This window comes from Pseudarthrobacter sp., from assembly GCF_036675385.1.
Classification (GTDB): Bacteria; Actinomycetota; Actinomycetes; order Actinomycetales; family Micrococcaceae; genus Arthrobacter.
Genome location: NZ_JAKFFD010000056.1, coordinates 1 through 12870 on the forward strand (window position 1 = coordinate 1; position 12870 = coordinate 12870).

The 12870-nt window shown below is 62.1% G+C and carries 19 protein-coding genes and 1 pseudogene; 10 read left to right on the plus strand and 10 right to left on the minus strand.

Going from position 1 to position 12870, the window contains the following annotated elements:
• Positions 1–318 precede the first annotated feature (318 nt).
• Entirely contained in the window at positions 319–552 is a 234-nt protein-coding gene (locus V6M49_RS19885; RefSeq protein WP_442959693.1) for a pyridoxamine 5'-phosphate oxidase family protein, read from the minus strand.
• A 256-nt stretch (positions 553–808) separates the two neighbouring features.
• Here V6M49_RS19885 and V6M49_RS04960 point away from each other — a divergent pair, with 256 nt between their 5' ends.
• Positions 809–1231, plus strand: coding sequence for an Hsp20/alpha crystallin family protein (locus tag V6M49_RS04960; RefSeq protein ID WP_332760353.1), 423 nt, complete (start codon positions 809–811; stop codon positions 1229–1231).
• A 30-nt stretch (positions 1232–1261) separates the two neighbouring features.
• Here the strand turns inward: V6M49_RS04960 and V6M49_RS04965 are convergent.
• Positions 1262–1441, minus strand: a pseudogene (locus tag V6M49_RS04965) (6-phosphofructokinase); the annotation flags it as partial.
• Between the two features lie 432 nt (positions 1442–1873).
• Between V6M49_RS04965 and V6M49_RS04970 the strand changes: the two are divergent.
• Positions 1874–2161: a YegP family protein gene (locus V6M49_RS04970; protein ID WP_246848823.1), complete on the plus strand. Its 288-nt coding sequence runs from the start codon at positions 1874–1876 to the stop codon at positions 2159–2161.
• Between the two features lie 200 nt (positions 2162–2361).
• Here the strand turns inward: V6M49_RS04970 and V6M49_RS04975 are convergent, their stop codons facing one another.
• A complete protein-coding gene (locus tag V6M49_RS04975) occupies positions 2362–2784 on the minus strand; it encodes a pyridoxamine 5'-phosphate oxidase family protein (protein WP_141141138.1) in 423 nt (140 codons plus the stop codon).
• Between the two features lie 396 nt (positions 2785–3180).
• On the opposite strand from V6M49_RS04975, the gene V6M49_RS04980 reads away from it, so the two are divergent.
• From V6M49_RS04980 to V6M49_RS04995, 4 genes are all read left to right on the plus strand, one after another.
• A complete protein-coding gene (locus V6M49_RS04980) occupies positions 3181–3678 on the plus strand; it encodes a universal stress protein (RefSeq protein ID WP_332760356.1) in 498 nt (165 codons plus the stop codon).
• A gap of 279 nt (positions 3679–3957) precedes the next feature.
• Positions 3958–4704, plus strand: coding sequence for a glucose 1-dehydrogenase (locus V6M49_RS04985; RefSeq protein ID WP_141141140.1), 747 nt, complete (start codon positions 3958–3960; stop codon positions 4702–4704).
• Between the two features lie 368 nt (positions 4705–5072).
• Positions 5073–5360 carry a hypothetical protein gene (locus V6M49_RS04990; protein WP_332760358.1) on the plus strand — a complete coding sequence of 96 codons (288 nt, stop codon included), beginning with the start codon at positions 5073–5075 and terminating at the stop codon, positions 5358–5360.
• Entirely contained in the window at positions 5333–5758 is a 426-nt protein-coding gene (locus V6M49_RS04995) for a hypothetical protein (protein ID WP_332760360.1), read from the plus strand. The genes V6M49_RS04990 and V6M49_RS04995 overlap by 28 nt, the downstream gene beginning before the upstream one ends.
• A gap of 245 nt (positions 5759–6003) precedes the next feature.
• On the opposite strand, the gene V6M49_RS05000 is transcribed toward V6M49_RS04995, so the two are convergent.
• The 3 genes from V6M49_RS05000 to V6M49_RS05010 all read right to left on the minus strand — a co-directional run bounded on the left by V6M49_RS05000 (position 6004) and on the right by V6M49_RS05010 (position 8311).
• A complete protein-coding gene (locus V6M49_RS05000) occupies positions 6004–6474 on the minus strand; it encodes a pyridoxamine 5'-phosphate oxidase family protein (protein ID WP_141141141.1) in 471 nt (156 codons plus the stop codon).
• A gap of 128 nt (positions 6475–6602) precedes the next feature.
• Complete coding sequence (locus tag V6M49_RS05005) at positions 6603–8051, minus strand: multicopper oxidase family protein (protein WP_332760362.1); 1449 nt, start codon at positions 8049–8051, stop codon at positions 6603–6605.
• The gene (locus V6M49_RS05010) at positions 8051–8311 is read right to left on the minus strand and encodes an SHOCT domain-containing protein (RefSeq protein ID WP_104062542.1); all 261 of its coding nucleotides are present in this window, start codon (positions 8309–8311) and stop codon (positions 8051–8053) included. Before V6M49_RS05010 ends, V6M49_RS05005 begins: the two co-directional genes overlap by 1 nt.
• Here V6M49_RS05010 and V6M49_RS05015 point away from each other — a divergent pair.
• Positions 8310–8468 carry a hypothetical protein gene (locus V6M49_RS05015; RefSeq protein ID WP_332760364.1) on the plus strand — a complete coding sequence of 53 codons (159 nt, stop codon included), beginning with the start codon at positions 8310–8312 and terminating at the stop codon, positions 8466–8468. The two genes, V6M49_RS05010 and V6M49_RS05015, sit on opposite strands and share 2 nt — an antisense overlap.
• A gap of 183 nt (positions 8469–8651) precedes the next feature.
• The gene (locus tag V6M49_RS05020; protein WP_141141143.1) at positions 8652–9122 is read left to right on the plus strand and encodes a pyridoxamine 5'-phosphate oxidase family protein; all 471 of its coding nucleotides are present in this window, start codon (positions 8652–8654) and stop codon (positions 9120–9122) included.
• Between the two features lie 163 nt (positions 9123–9285).
• Here V6M49_RS05020 and V6M49_RS05025 read toward each other — a convergent pair whose 3' ends face one another.
• Positions 9286–9408 carry a hypothetical protein gene (locus V6M49_RS05025; RefSeq protein ID WP_332760366.1) on the minus strand — a complete coding sequence of 41 codons (123 nt, stop codon included), beginning with the start codon at positions 9406–9408 and terminating at the stop codon, positions 9286–9288.
• A gap of 57 nt (positions 9409–9465) precedes the next feature.
• Between V6M49_RS05025 and V6M49_RS19890 the strand changes: the two genes are divergently transcribed.
• Positions 9466–9630, plus strand: a complete 165-nt coding sequence (locus V6M49_RS19890; RefSeq protein ID WP_442959694.1) for a hypothetical protein — start codon at positions 9466–9468, stop codon at positions 9628–9630.
• 56 nt (positions 9631–9686) lie between these two features.
• Entirely contained in the window at positions 9687–10577 is an 891-nt protein-coding gene (locus V6M49_RS05030) for a potassium channel family protein (RefSeq protein WP_332760368.1), read from the plus strand.
• 275 nt (positions 10578–10852) lie between these two features.
• Here the strand turns inward: V6M49_RS05030 and V6M49_RS05035 are convergent, their stop codons facing one another.
• The 3 genes from V6M49_RS05035 to V6M49_RS05045 all read right to left on the minus strand — a co-directional run bounded on the left by V6M49_RS05035 (position 10853) and on the right by V6M49_RS05045 (position 12726).
• Positions 10853–11317: a pyridoxamine 5'-phosphate oxidase family protein gene (locus V6M49_RS05035; RefSeq protein WP_332760369.1), complete on the minus strand. Its 465-nt coding sequence runs from the start codon at positions 11315–11317 to the stop codon at positions 10853–10855.
• Between the two features lie 47 nt (positions 11318–11364).
• Positions 11365–12249 carry a hypothetical protein gene (locus V6M49_RS05040; RefSeq protein WP_332760370.1) on the minus strand — a complete coding sequence of 295 codons (885 nt, stop codon included), beginning with the start codon at positions 12247–12249 and terminating at the stop codon, positions 11365–11367.
• A 153-nt stretch (positions 12250–12402) separates the two neighbouring features.
• Complete coding sequence (locus V6M49_RS05045; protein WP_332760371.1) at positions 12403–12726, minus strand: hypothetical protein; 324 nt, start codon at positions 12724–12726, stop codon at positions 12403–12405.
• Positions 12727–12870: the final 144 nt, after the last annotated feature.

Genomic DNA, 12870 nt, shown 5'->3' on the forward strand with positions numbered 1-12870 from the left:
GCAAGGGCCGGGGACTCCTGAGAGGAACTATCGGGTCAACTGCCCATGCAGTCCTTCACCACACCACGGGACCTGTATTAATCTCCCGGCCCCTGGAGCCCGGCAGGACCGCGGGCAATGTGACAACTTGAGCCGCCGCCGTCGCCATCCTTGAGGTCTTGTCACTGAGCCAGGTCCACGCACGGCGGCACCCTGTCGATCGACTGGCGCAAGGAGACGCGGCCCTCGACACAGTTCGCCGAAAGATCCTGCGGCCCGGAGACCTCCGTAGTGATCTGAACTAGGTGCTCTTTGAGTCCGGACTGCCAGGGTTCGCGGTCAGGAACGGCTTTCTGGAGACTGGCTGGGTCCACGGCAACGACCCAGGCATTTCCTTGACACAACGCTCCACACGTCTGTGGCGTAAGCGTTCAGCCCGTCTGTCTCAAAGGCCACCACGACGCCGCTGAGCAGGGCACGAAGTCTCGTTCCGGGCGCCGTGCGGATAACCACCGTTTCCCCGACGGTCACGAAGTTCACGGGAAGAATCTCGGGGACCGCACCGTTGATCACGGCCAGCGCCCGATATAGGACGACTGCAGGTACTTCCAGCAGTCATCCAGGGCGAGAACTTTTGCGTGAGGCTCTGACGAGCTGCCCATGGAACTGATCCATGCCCTCCGGTCCCAGCGTTCACGAACCACACGGTCAGCGCCTTCTTCCCAGGCAGACAGGACCAAAGCCTCTGGGTCCTGTCTGCCGTGTCCGCAACCCTTAAGGAGTCGGGCACATCTCCTGCCCCGACGGGCATCTGAGCAAGGAGGAAGACATGGCTGATTTGATGAAATGGTTTGACACCCGGCGCTCCCCCGTCGAGATGATTGAAAGACTTTTCGAAGGTGACACCGTGGCCTCGGGGATCCGCGTCGAAGAATCGGTTGAAGGCGACACCCTCGTGGTCCGGGCCGAACTCCCAGGAATCGATCCGGACAAGGACGTCAGCGTCACCATCGTTGACGGTGCCCTTGAGATCAAGGCCGAGCGCAGGGAGAAGTCCGAGCAGAAGGATAAGAACAGTTACCGCTCGGAGTTCCGCTATGGTTCATTCGTCCGGAGGCTCGCTCTGCCCGACGGCGTTCAACAGGAGGACATCACTGCCTCCTACAAGGACGGGGTGCTGGAGGTCCGGACGCCCGTGCCTACGGCTGCCCAGCAGCCGCCGGCGAGGAAGATCGAGATAACGCGCGGCTAGAACGCGGCTAGAAGCAGGGTCCGGCACGGATCAGCCGAACAGGACCGCTGCCTCCCGGTAGCGGTCCTCAGGAACGGTCTTGAGCCGGCCCAGTGCAACCTCGAAGCCGACGTTCACGGTGCTGGTACCGCGCTGGGAGACCATGGTCCCCCAGCAGCCGTATGCAGCGGAATCCACGGCTGCCGTTCCCAGCCTGGTAGCCAGCACCTTCCCTTAACCGGCAACAAGTGGGAACTGTCGTGTGTGTCACCGGCGCCCAGACGGACCCGTTCGGAGCCGACCTGCAGCCAGATGGCGACGGCGTCGCCTGAAACAGGCCTCGATTACTCAGCCGCGCAGTCGAATTGTAAGGCGCCTATCCGCATAATCGCTAAGTAGAGACCCCAAGCCCTTGATCCCAGACCCAGGCATCCGACAAGTGAAGAGACGTCCGACGAAATGCCTTCTCGACTGGTCTCCCCACCCTCCGGGACGATTTCGAATCACCTCGCTCGAGCTGTTCGGCGATCTGGCGCGCCTGCTCATGTTCCCCACGTATTCGATCCGGACACCTATCTTGACGGCAGGTGCCTCTGGCGGTTTAGGTCCTTGGACTCTGTCGGCGGGAAGGCAATGTGTTCAGAATCGGAGTAGTAAGTGGAGATGAAGGGTGGCGGTCATGATGTGGGGCTGCGGGACAAACATGGGCTGGATTTGGCTCTGGGGCTTTCTCATGCTCATGGGGACCGCAGACTTGGTTTTGCCATGAAAGACCAAATTGAGGTTTATACCGACAACGCTGGTTTCTTCAGGTTCAGGATCAAGAGTGGCAACGGGGAGGTCATTGTCACAAGCGAAGCTTACGGTGGTAAAGACGAAGCTCTGGAGAACCTTGAATCAGTGAAGAACAGCGCCGCTTCTGCTCCGGTCGTGGACCTCACCGGATCCTGAAAAGTGGGCTGCCGCGGAGTTCTCGGACATTGGTCCCCTACCGAGACCATCTCCAAGCCCGTGGCCTCCATGCCATGGGCGCCGACGGGCCGTTGCGCAGCGGTGAAGAAGACAACGCGGCCAGCTGGACCAAGCAGCTGCTGACGACGCTTCATCGGAAGCCCTCGCATGAACGGCGGCCTCCGCGCGGTGATCAGTTCTCAGTACCGCTCCGGTTCGTCTCCCAGTTCAAAATGGCGGCCGTGAATGACGGTCGGAGTGATCTCCACATATGTGTACTTGCGCGTCGGAATCCAGGGTTTGAGCGGGAGCTTGTCAGCCTCATCGATCTCAGACTGTGACTCGATGACTCTGGCGGTTCCCACCACCACCACACTCCAAGCCTCCTCGTCGATCACTTCGTCCACTTCAAAGGCGACTCTTTCGTTCACCGTCAGTTCGGCGAGCTTAGTTCCTGGATTTGTTCGCATCAGCAATACCCCGGCGTGCGCGAGGAAATTTATGGGGTAGATGTCGGGCTTACCCAAAGCGCAAACGGCCAGGCGGCCGTGTTGGCATCGCTTGAGTACCTTCCACGACTGTTCGTCGGACAGTACCGCTCCAGGACGTTCATCACTTTCCATAGCCTGATCCTCCTGCGTTCTGCGATGGCCGCCCTGCCCTGTCGGAGGAAGCGTGCCATCTCGTGGATCTAGTCTTCCCGTGATCCGCTGCCATCGACAGGGTCCGAAGTCACATCTGATTTTGCAGCGTTGAAGCGCAGTGTTCAGCCGACGTAAGACCTATCCTGATGCCGGGCGTCCACCAGCCCAAGCGATATCAGCAGCCTCGACTCAAGGGCGGTCATACGGCTGGCGTTAGGAGCAGTTAGGTAGAGGCTTTGGACCCGAGGCATGAAGAACTGCGGCGCCAACCCGGCAATCCGTGCTCATCCGGTCAGTGACCTTTGGCCCTAACGACGACCGATCAACCGGACCAGTCTTAGATCACAGCCACCAACGGACGAGCCGGAGACCTCCATGGCCAGGAAACAGCCCCCACGGATCATTGTTGGAGTTGACGGTTCCCGAGCCTCCATTGAGGCTCTTCGGGAGGCGCAAGAACTGGCCGTGCCATTGGGCGCCACGGTCGAGGCATGGACCTGCTGGGAGTTTCCCATCGGCTATGAGGCCTACCTCGCGATGGGAGTTGACGGATTCGCCCGCCCCGCGGAGGAGTCCCTCGAAGTAGCCGTCCGAAAGGCCTTCGGCCCCGAGCAGCCTCGAAACGTGGTCTCCCGGCTGGTGCACGGCCCTGCACGCTCTTCACTGATTGAAGCCAGCAGGAAGGCGCTTCTACTTGTAGTCGGCCGACGGGGACACGGCGGCTTCAAGGGACAACTGCTGGGCTCGGTCAGTTCTGCCTGCGTCGCCCACGCACACTGCCCAGTGCTGGTGGTTCATGCCGCGGAAAAGGGCCAACACGACGGCTCACAGCCCTCCCCTCCAGTCCGCAAAACCAAGGATCTGGCATCATGACCGCGGAACAGTTGCTGAAAGACGATCCACGCCTCGCCGCGAAGCTCTTTCCAACCTCCTTGGAACCTGCCCTGACGCGGCGCACCACTACGGGTGGACCAGGTTCCGCTCTGGAGCCCTGGGCTTCATTATCACGGTCATCTGGGCATCTGCAGTCATTGGACATTCGTGGCCGCACACTTGGATGCGCACAAAGGATGAGAGCGGTGCCGTTGCTTACCCCGGAACAGTGTTGCAGACCAAAGTCACCACTATCCGCCGCCAAGGAAGGAACATCACATGGAACGCGTCATTGACAAAGTAGCCCTGATCAGCGGGGGCGCACGCGGCATCGGCGCCGCTGTGGCCTCAAGGTTGCACGGTGAAGGCGCGAAGGTCGTTATAGGCGACGTTCTGGACGACGAGGGAAAGGAAGCCGCGGAGCGGATGGGCTCGGGCGTCCTCTACGTTCACCTCGATGTGACCAGTCCGAAGGACTGGGAGGCCGCAGTTACGACCGCCGTCGAGACGTTCGGAGGTCTTCACATTCTGGTGAACAATGCAGGCATCGTGAACTTCGCCTCGATTGAGGACTACACCCTGGAGCAATGGAACACCGTCATCGCCGTCAACCTGACCGGCACCTTCAACGGGATCAAGGCGGCCATACCGGCACTTAAGCTGTCCACGGGTGGGGCCATTATCAACATTTCCTCGATTGCCGGCATGCGGGGATATGAGCAGATCCCGGGATACACGGCCTCGAAGTTCGGCGTGCGCGGACTCACGAAGAGTGCTGCGCTCGACTTGGGGCACCACGGCATCAGGGTGAACTCAGTCCATCCCGGTGTTATCTCTACTCCGATGACGGCCGGCATGACGTTTGACATGAGCCATGTAGCGCTTAACCGAATAGGCCATCCCGGGGAAGTTGCGGACCTCGTCCTTTACTTGTCCTCGAACGAATCGTCGTTCGTTACCGGAGCCGAATTCGTCATCGACGGTGGTGACACAGCAGGGACGGTAACCCCGCGCGAGGAAGGCTAGTCCACGCGGCAGCCGATATCTCCCCTGTCTCATTATGCCTTCACAAGCGGCAGCTCTCCCAGGTGTGTCCGTCACCATCGGTTGCACGCGTATGGCCGCATTCGCCGCCACCGGTAGCTTCGAATGCCTCCCTCAATTCAGCGACACCCGCCCAGTAAGCGACATGTCGAGGGCTTCCGTAGTCAAAGGGACAGCCAGGGTCCTTGAGCACAGCACGGATATTGCCGCCGCCGAGGCGCTGAACCTCAAGACGTGGGTCCCGACGCTCGAAGACTTCTACGTGGAAATCAAACCGTCGCGTGTCAGGGGGGTACTTCAACCTGGGCGAACAGCCGGAGCGCTTCTGACGCGGCAGGAGTTCCTGCTCCGTGTTCGAGGGTTCTGACCGGCTGTCTGAGGATGCTCTTCAGCTTCACCCCGACCTCGGTCCCGATGTGGCCACCTTCAGAGTTGAGCGCACGGACGAACGTGACGTCAAGCCTTCACTGCCGGGCCAGTACGTGTCCATCAAGATGAAGATGCCCGACGGCGTCCACGAGCCCCGCCAGTACAGCCTCACCAAAGCCGACGACGGCCGCCACCGGCAGTTCGCCGTCAAGCGGGTCCGGACGCCCGGCCCGACGGAGAGATGTCCAACCTCCTCCACGACTCCGTGAACGTCGGAGTCGAGGTGGTTCTCTCCGCACCGTTTGGCGACGTGGTCATGGAGTACACCGACCGTCCCGTGGTGCTCGCCAGCGCCGGAATCGGCATACGCCGATGGCAGGCAGGCTGTCCCGCCTGGCGAAAGCGGGTGCGTAGCGAAAAGTCCTGTTCCTCCATGGCCACCTGGCTCCTGACCGCGCCCGGTCCGATCGAAACGGAAGCCAGCCACCGCGACGTATTCTCGCGCTTCATGGACGTCCGTGAAGTCGACCTGCCAGAGGACGCGGAGTACTACCTGTGCGGGCCGGTGGTCTTCATGCAGTCCGTACGCACAGCTCTGGTCGCGCGCGGGGTCCCGCCAAAGGACATCCAGTACGAAGTCTTCGGTCCGGCTGAGCCGCGGGCCTAATGTCCCAAGCCTGCCCCCGGCACAATCAACACGGACAGGCGGATAGAACCCAGCAGAGTTGCTCACCAGAAACGTGCTGCCGTTAACTGCGGAATGATAAGGCTTAGACGCCGAAGGGTGAGGGCCGAGCCCACCGGACCCAGGTTCACCGACCGCAAGCCCACCGTGAACGATCTGATCGGGGCGCAACTTTAGTTCGAACCGCCTAAGCTATTCAGGTTCAGCAGCCCCTGGCGTTCTCTGTATTACTCAAGTCCCGCGCGGGTGGCCTCGTCCACGGACGTGCGCCACAACATGGACGTGGTGACGCTGAAGCGCCTGCCTGTTACCGACTGGGGAACGATCCGGATCAGATGGTCTTGTCCAACCCCCTGCCAGGGGAAAAGTGCGCGGCGGATTTCGTCCATGGCCGGACCAGTGGGCGTTGTCTCCTCAGCCCGACCTTTGACCACAACGCTCCAGGCCAAGCCGAATTCGGCGCTCACCGCGTCCGCCTCCAAAGCAACGACGGCGTCGGCTTCAATCGCCTGCTGCTTTGTTCCGCTGCCCGTGCGGAAGACGAGTGTCCGGTTGTCGATCGTGAAGTTCACCGGGAAGACGTCGGGATGGCCATCGACGATGACCGCGAGCCGTCCCACGGGCGTTTGTCCCAGCAGCCTCCAACAATCGTCCGGATCGAGAATCTCTGGCTCAGGCACTATCTTCTTGTCGGTCATGTGGAGATCCTACGGGGGGTTGCTCTGCCCAAACAAGGCCCAAAGACCCAAGAGCCGCCCGTAAGAAAACCGTCGCAGAATGAGTCCGCTCAGGCATTGATGTGGGCCGAAAGCGACCGTGAAGCTGCTCAACGAACTTCGATGACGCCCATCATTCCCTGGTCTTCGTGGTCGAGGATGTGGCAGTGGTATACGGAACGGCCCCTGAAGTCCTCGAAAGCCACCCTGACCTTCACCTGCCCGTTCGACGGGACGTTGACAACGTCCCGTCGAACAACGGAATCCAGGAGCTGACCGTTTTCCTCGATGAGCTGCATCGGCCACACATGGAGGTGGAACGGGTGATCCATGGGACTGGTGTTGACCAGCGTCCATTCCTCTACGCTGCCGGCCGCAACGGTTGTGTCTGTTCTGGCCTCGTTGAACTCCCCTCCGTTGATGGTGAAGCGCATCATGCCCATTCCCGTGCCGAGAGTCAGCTGCCTGTGGGCTGCCGCGGGGGAGGATCTCAGGTCATCCGGTTCCGCCCGGGCGGCCACGGCATTCAAGGGTTCAATGGGTTCGCCGGCTACGTGCAGTGTCGCCAAGGCGACTCGGTTTGGATCCTCCGGGCGCGGCCCGCCGGGTCCGCCACTACCCATCATCCCCGGCATGGTACCGCGGTCGTAGTAAGTCGCGCGCAGGAAAGAGTCACCGGCGGCCGTGGTGACCAGTAGGTCTGCCCGGTTTCCCGGTGTCAGCAGCAGCTCTTCCACGTCTACCGGCTTCTGGAAGCGGCCGGAGTCGATGCCCAGGAGCTGCAACTGCTGACCATCGAGCCGCAGCCGGAGATAGCGGGACACGCACGCATTGACGATCCGCCACCTTTCGCGCTCTCCTGGGCGGACGCTGACCTGCGGGTTGCTTTGACCGTTGACGAGGATGAATTCGCCCTGGCGGCCCATCATCCGTTCCATCTCTGAGACCGGCGGGATGTTGCCCAGTCCGTCCAAGGTGATATCGGACACCAGCAGCACCCGTTCCCGGCTGGCCGCAACGGGCTGGGGGTCCTCCACGATGATCGCTCCGAAGAGGCCGGCGAAAATCTGATCGGCGACCATGCCGTGACGGTGCGGGTGGTACCAGTACACGCCCGGCGGGTGCTCGGCAGGAAGCCTGTACTCGTAGTCAAAGGTGCTGCCGGGATCCACGGACACGAAGACATTGTCGCCGTTGCCCTGCGGGGAGACATGGAGCCCGTGCACATGCAGGTTTGTTGGCCGATCCAGGTTGTTGACAAGCCGGACGTCCAGGACATCTCCCGGCCGCAAACGAAGAGTTGGGCCCGGGATCCCCCCGTTATAGGCAAGGGCCAAGGCCTGCAGCCCTGCGAGCGGTATGCGCCCCGGCCCCGCGACGAGACGGACGTCCAGCCGGCCGCCTTCGCTGCGCAGATCCGGTGGCTGGGTCAGCTCACCTCCCGTGACGGGGGCGGGCCGGGATGTCAGTGTCCAGAACAGGCCTGCCCCGCCCACGACGGTGCCCGCTACGCCAAGTCCGCCCAGCAGCAGAGCGTTGCGCCGGCTGATGGGCTGCACTACGGCCCCTCACCCAGCACCCGGAGCTGGGCGCGGTACTGCTCCGCGGTCAGCTCTCCCTTCGCGAAGCGTTCATCCAGGATCTGGCGCGCCCTGCTCCTTCCCGGTGGGGGCCCGCCCGGCCCCTGCCGGCCGCTCTGGCCATATCCGTTACCGCTGCCAAACATCCGGACGGCAAGCAGAACCAATACCGCGGTCCCCGCGAGCATGAGAAAACCCCAGAGCCATATCCAGCCCATGTTCCCGTAACCCCACATCATGACCGGCACCTTTCGGACTGAGCCAGTTACTATTCCGATTCTGAACCCGATGCCGGCCCTCCGCCAGAGCCCGAAGGCCTGGACCGCCCGTTACTGGTTCCTCATCGCCGTCGCTGCCGTCGACGGCCGGACCAATAGCGCCATTACACGGAGCTAGGCCAGGAGATCCAGAAGACGGAGGGCCTTGTTGGCGGAGCTCTTTTCCGTCCTCTCCTCGGAGATGTTCAGGCGGCCGAGCATACACACAGTACGGATAAGGCAGTTGACCCAGGTCCTCCGCCCGCCAGGGAGGAGAACCCAGGCTCTGTGCATTGGAAGCACTTGTGCCTAGGATCGGCATATGGAGAACAAGCCGAGTGAAACTACGACCGAGCGGTTGGCTGTCCACGAGTGCTGGAGTCTATTGCGGCTGGTATCTGTGGGCCGCCTGGCGGTATGGGTCGGAGACGGCCCCGATATTTTTCCCATTAACTACACGACCGACCACGGCACGATAGTCTTCCGGACAGACTCGGGGACGAAGCTTGAAGGCGCCTTGGGTGATTATCCCGTAGCTATGGAAGCCGATGGGGTTAATCCGGAAACAGGAGTGGCTTGGAGCGTTGTGATCCGCGGCAAGGCAGAACTTCTGACAAAAACAAAGGATGTTCTCGACACGTTCTCCCTGCCGCTGTTTCCCTGGCAAGCAGGAAAGAAAGACCACTTCGTACGGGTAATGCCCGATTCAATCTCCGGGCGCCGGTTTAGCGTCGCGGCCCCCAACACGTGGTGGACGCCCATTCAAGGGACCAAACCCACGGCCAGTGAATAACGAACCAGTATTCCCAGGCCCGGAAGAACGCACACCCCGGCGGGCACGTCATGGATGAGCGGCAGCAGCCCAGCGCTTCGGCCAATACTTGGCATGATGAACGGGTCACTCATGGCGTGGTCTTTATCTTTCCGCCGGAATTGCCGCGATTCTGTTCGTCGTGCTATTGATATCGGCACTGGTCATTGATTTCTGCCAGCCTGCCGATGTAGGAGGACGCCAGATATTTCCAGCAGTCCTCCACGGTAAAAACTTCGGCTTTCGGTCCCGGCTGTGAAGTGCCCATGGCCGTGATTCTATGCGTCCGGCTCGGGCGTGAGTAGAGCCCGAGTACCAGCTGTCGGTGTGGCGCAAGACAATATCCCCTGGTATCCGCGCCCTTTCTTACTCAGGCCAGCTGAACATGGTCATCGTCGCCAACACCGGCGCCATCCCCGATCTGGAGGTCTTTAGCTCCGGGTTTTCCCAAGCGTTTTCCCACCTTCGAAAGGGCTCGCAAGGGCCATGACGGCCGCAGGCTACAGAGGCAACACGCACAGGGTTCTCCCGACCATAAGATAAGGCATGGACTTCGAGGATGCGCTCTGGACGGTGTTAGGAGCCGTGCTGATTCTGCTAATGGTTGCAGACGTCTTCCATACACTCCTTTACCCGCACGGGTCCGGCCCGGTCTGCAGGACAATAATGCGCGGATTCTGGCTTCTCTCCAGATTGAGAGGGCGCGCTTCCACGATCGCGGCTCCCTTGGCAATGGCCGCTGTTATTGGCGCCTGGGCAGGGCTGGCCGTCATGGGCTGGGCTCTGCTCTACCTGCCACATTTGCCGGACGGATTCGTTTACGAAAGCGGTGTGCCGCAACGGGGTGACTTCGTCGAAGCGGTCTACATCTCCATGGTCACTCTATCCACCGTTGGGTACGGCGAAATAGTGGCAGGCCATCCTCTGCTCAGGCTGGTGACGGCATCCCAGGCCGTTACCGGGTTCGGGTTGCTCACGGCCACGGTCTCCTGGATCCTGCAAACCTACCCGGCTCTTAGCCGTCGCCGGGCTCTTGCCCACCGCCTGAACCTGTTCAGGGATGCGGCCGGTCCTGAGGGCGCATCTTCACTGGATCCACGGCATGCTGCCGGGCTGCTCGAATCACTGGCCGGGAACGTGGCTTCGGTCAGCATAGATTTGCTCTCATTCCATGAAACCTATTACTTCCACGAAGTCGAGCAGAGGGGTTCCCTGCCGGCCACCGTCACTTACGCACAGCAACTCGCGTCTGAAGCCCAAGCCAGTGAAAACAAGGAACTCCGATTTGCCGGACGGATGCTTGATGCAGCCCTGGAAGATCTCGCCGCAGTACTTCGCGGCAAATTCGGTCATCCAGGGACGACGTCCTCGGCCGTGTTTGATAGCTACGCACTGCACCACCGGCACCGGCAGCCCCGCGAACCGAACACAAAATAGCCTCCCAGCGTTGCCCAGACTGACGTCGCATGTGCTCGGGTCCGAAATATGGCTAGCGCTGGGGCTCCGGCCATTGTCGTATAGGGTTGGCGCGACGGCCACGGGAGCTGCCATCGCCTGGTCCATCGGAATGCTGCCCCGCAGTACGGGCGGCATGGACCTTAATGACCGCTTATGCTGCCGTTGGTCATCGTCCTCGGAAGCGTTCTCTGGCTCTCAATCCCCGCGCTGCAATGGATGGTCCTGCGACGTTTCGGTCGCCAGGGATCACCCACCTATTCGAAGGCGGACCTACGCCGATCAACCTCGGAAATCTTCCAGATGTCAGGCTTTACGGTATGGAACAGGCGTCCTGTTATGGATTCGGGAACCACGCGCATGTATATGTTCTTTTCCCCTGGCTCCCACGGCTGCAGACCCAGAGTGTCTGCAGCCTTCTTTTCGAGAGGGTCAAGAACGATCCGGATTTTTCCTTGGGCCACCACGCTCCACGCCATCTGCGTCCGCGGTTTATACCCGTCAACTTCTAACGCGGATTCAACGTCTAGACCCGCCCAAAACTTGCTGCCGACCGCTGACCTGAAGACCAAAGTCTCCCCGTCGACAACGTAATTAATCGGGAAGATGTCCGGACGGCGCTGGACGACGACTGCGAGCCGACCAACAGTGTCCGACCGCAAGAGATCCCAGCAGGCTTCCGGGCCGAGACGCTCAACCGCATTCTTGCCAGCCTTTTCCATGGCGAGATGCTACCCCTGATGGCAGACCCCGGTTAGGGGCTTACGTCCTAGTGCGGTGCGGCAAGCCCTCGTACGAACGGCGCTTTACCAAGGGCTGTCCGTTCGAGGTGATCGGCCAGCTGCACGTCCACCCGGGTTTCCACAACGCCGGCCGCGTTGAGCGCGCCGATGACAGCGGCACGGACTCCCTCGATGGATGCCCCGGGCGCGAGGCCCGCCAGGAGGACCCGGAGCCCCGAGGCCTCCTGAATGACTTGCCACCCCGCACTGCCGGCTTCATCGAGTACGTGGTGGAACACGATCGGGTGGATGCTGACCGGTCCTTGCCTGCCTGGCAGGTTCAGAATGTCTTCGAGCCGCCCTTCGATGTCTCCCAGCAAAGTGAAAGCGCGCCCGCACGGGCAGCCTCGTCCGCCCAGTCTGACGGAGTCGGACATTTCGTACCGGATTAGCGGCAGGGTGCGGGAGAACAGCACGGTCACGAGGAGCCTCGCCCCAGTAGTGCCGGGCGGCACGGGGTTCCCGTCCTGGTCCACCGGTTCGATGATCAGCAGGTCCTCGTAGACGTGCCGGTTCCGGTAGGTGCAGGGGGAAGCGATGCCGGCCGTTTCGGTCGCGGCGTAAACGTCGAAGGGCACGCTTCCCCACGCCGCTTCGAGTTCCGCTGCGGTGTGCGGGGTGAGCACTTCGGAGGCGGACATCACGCCCTGGGGTGAGATGTGCAGGCGTCCGGCATGCTGCTCCGCGGCGAGAGGTTTCAGTGCTGAGGCGTAGCCGACCAGGATCCTGGGTTGGAACCGGTTCAGCGCGGCGACCGTGTCCTCCATGGGTGCGGTGACGTCCAGGCGGAGGGTGGGGACAAGCCGGGAGCGCAGGGACGCCCCGACGACGGCGGACTGGTGGGTGGGGACGCGGGAGCTGACCAGTGCCATTTTCAGTGGCCGGGTCGGCCCTGCGGAGATCCCGGCCCAGTCGTTCGCCCGGGCATAGGAGGCCAGGACGGTGCCCCATTCGGAGCGGTTCCAGACGAAGGTCCCGCGCCGGCCCGTGGTCCCTGCCGTCGCCGCAGCCCACCACCGGCCCTGCTATGGCACTCCCGGGTCTCCCCTGCTTTCGGTCAGTGACCGTAGGTGCGCCTCCAGATCCGCCCGCCGCAGGTCCGGCGTGGTGACTGCCTCGTCGAAGTGGGCCATCAGGTCAGCCTTCGTCACAGGAGGCAACTGATCCAAGGGCGCGTCGTGCAGTCCTGTGTGGTGGCGCCTGTAGAACTCCGACCCGGCGTAGGCTGCCCGGCGCAGCTCCTGCAGGGCATGGTCCTGGTGCTCGGCGATCCGGGCGGCGTCCCACCGGTCGCGTTTGCGCCACGCCGCCCGCAGGAACACCACCCGGGAGATGAGGCGGATGTCCACGGCCGGGACGCCTAGCGGTTACCGGCCGGGGCCAGCGGCCGGACCGGGCGGGCCGTGCTTGCCTCCGGTGTTTCGGGCCGGGGCAGCCGCAGCCTCTTGAGCAGCAGGGCGTTGACGGCGACCAGGAAACTGGAGCCTGACATC

What these genes read in the sequence shown, in the direction of transcription:
- V6M49_RS04960 (WP_332760353.1), top strand. Translation starts at nt 809, where the DNA reads ATGGCTGATTTGATGAAATGGTTTGACACCCGGCGCTCCCCCGTCGAG.
- V6M49_RS04995 (WP_332760360.1), top strand. Translation starts at nt 5,333, where the DNA reads ATGTCCAACCTCCTCCACGACTCCGTGAACGTCGGAGTCGAGGTGGTT.
- V6M49_RS04985 (WP_141141140.1), top strand. Translation starts at nt 3,958, where the DNA reads ATGGAACGCGTCATTGACAAAGTAGCCCTGATCAGCGGGGGCGCACGC.
- V6M49_RS05035 (WP_332760369.1), bottom strand. Translation starts at nt 11,317, where the DNA reads ATGGAAAAGGCTGGCAAGAATGCGGTTGAGCGTCTCGGCCCGGAAGCC.
- V6M49_RS04980 (WP_332760356.1), top strand. Translation starts at nt 3,181, where the DNA reads ATGGCCAGGAAACAGCCCCCACGGATCATTGTTGGAGTTGACGGTTCC.
- V6M49_RS05010 (WP_104062542.1), bottom strand. Translation starts at nt 8,311, where the DNA reads ATGATGTGGGGTTACGGGAACATGGGCTGGATATGGCTCTGGGGTTTT.
- V6M49_RS04970 (WP_246848823.1), top strand. Translation starts at nt 1,874, where the DNA reads ATGAAGGGTGGCGGTCATGATGTGGGGCTGCGGGACAAACATGGGCTG.
- V6M49_RS05000 (WP_141141141.1), bottom strand. Translation starts at nt 6,474, where the DNA reads ATGACCGACAAGAAGATAGTGCCTGAGCCAGAGATTCTCGATCCGGAC.
- V6M49_RS05020 (WP_141141143.1), top strand. Translation starts at nt 8,652, where the DNA reads ATGGAGAACAAGCCGAGTGAAACTACGACCGAGCGGTTGGCTGTCCAC.
- V6M49_RS05015 (WP_332760364.1), top strand. Translation starts at nt 8,310, where the DNA reads ATGACCGGCACCTTTCGGACTGAGCCAGTTACTATTCCGATTCTGAAC.
- V6M49_RS05030 (WP_332760368.1), top strand. Translation starts at nt 9,687, where the DNA reads ATGGACTTCGAGGATGCGCTCTGGACGGTGTTAGGAGCCGTGCTGATT.
- V6M49_RS05040 (WP_332760370.1), bottom strand. Translation starts at nt 12,249, where the DNA reads ATGGCACTGGTCAGCTCCCGCGTCCCCACCCACCAGTCCGCCGTCGTC.
- V6M49_RS04975 (WP_141141138.1), bottom strand. Translation starts at nt 2,784, where the DNA reads ATGGAAAGTGATGAACGTCCTGGAGCGGTACTGTCCGACGAACAGTCG.
- V6M49_RS05025 (WP_332760366.1), bottom strand. Translation starts at nt 9,408, where the DNA reads ATGGGCACTTCACAGCCGGGACCGAAAGCCGAAGTTTTTACCGTGGAG.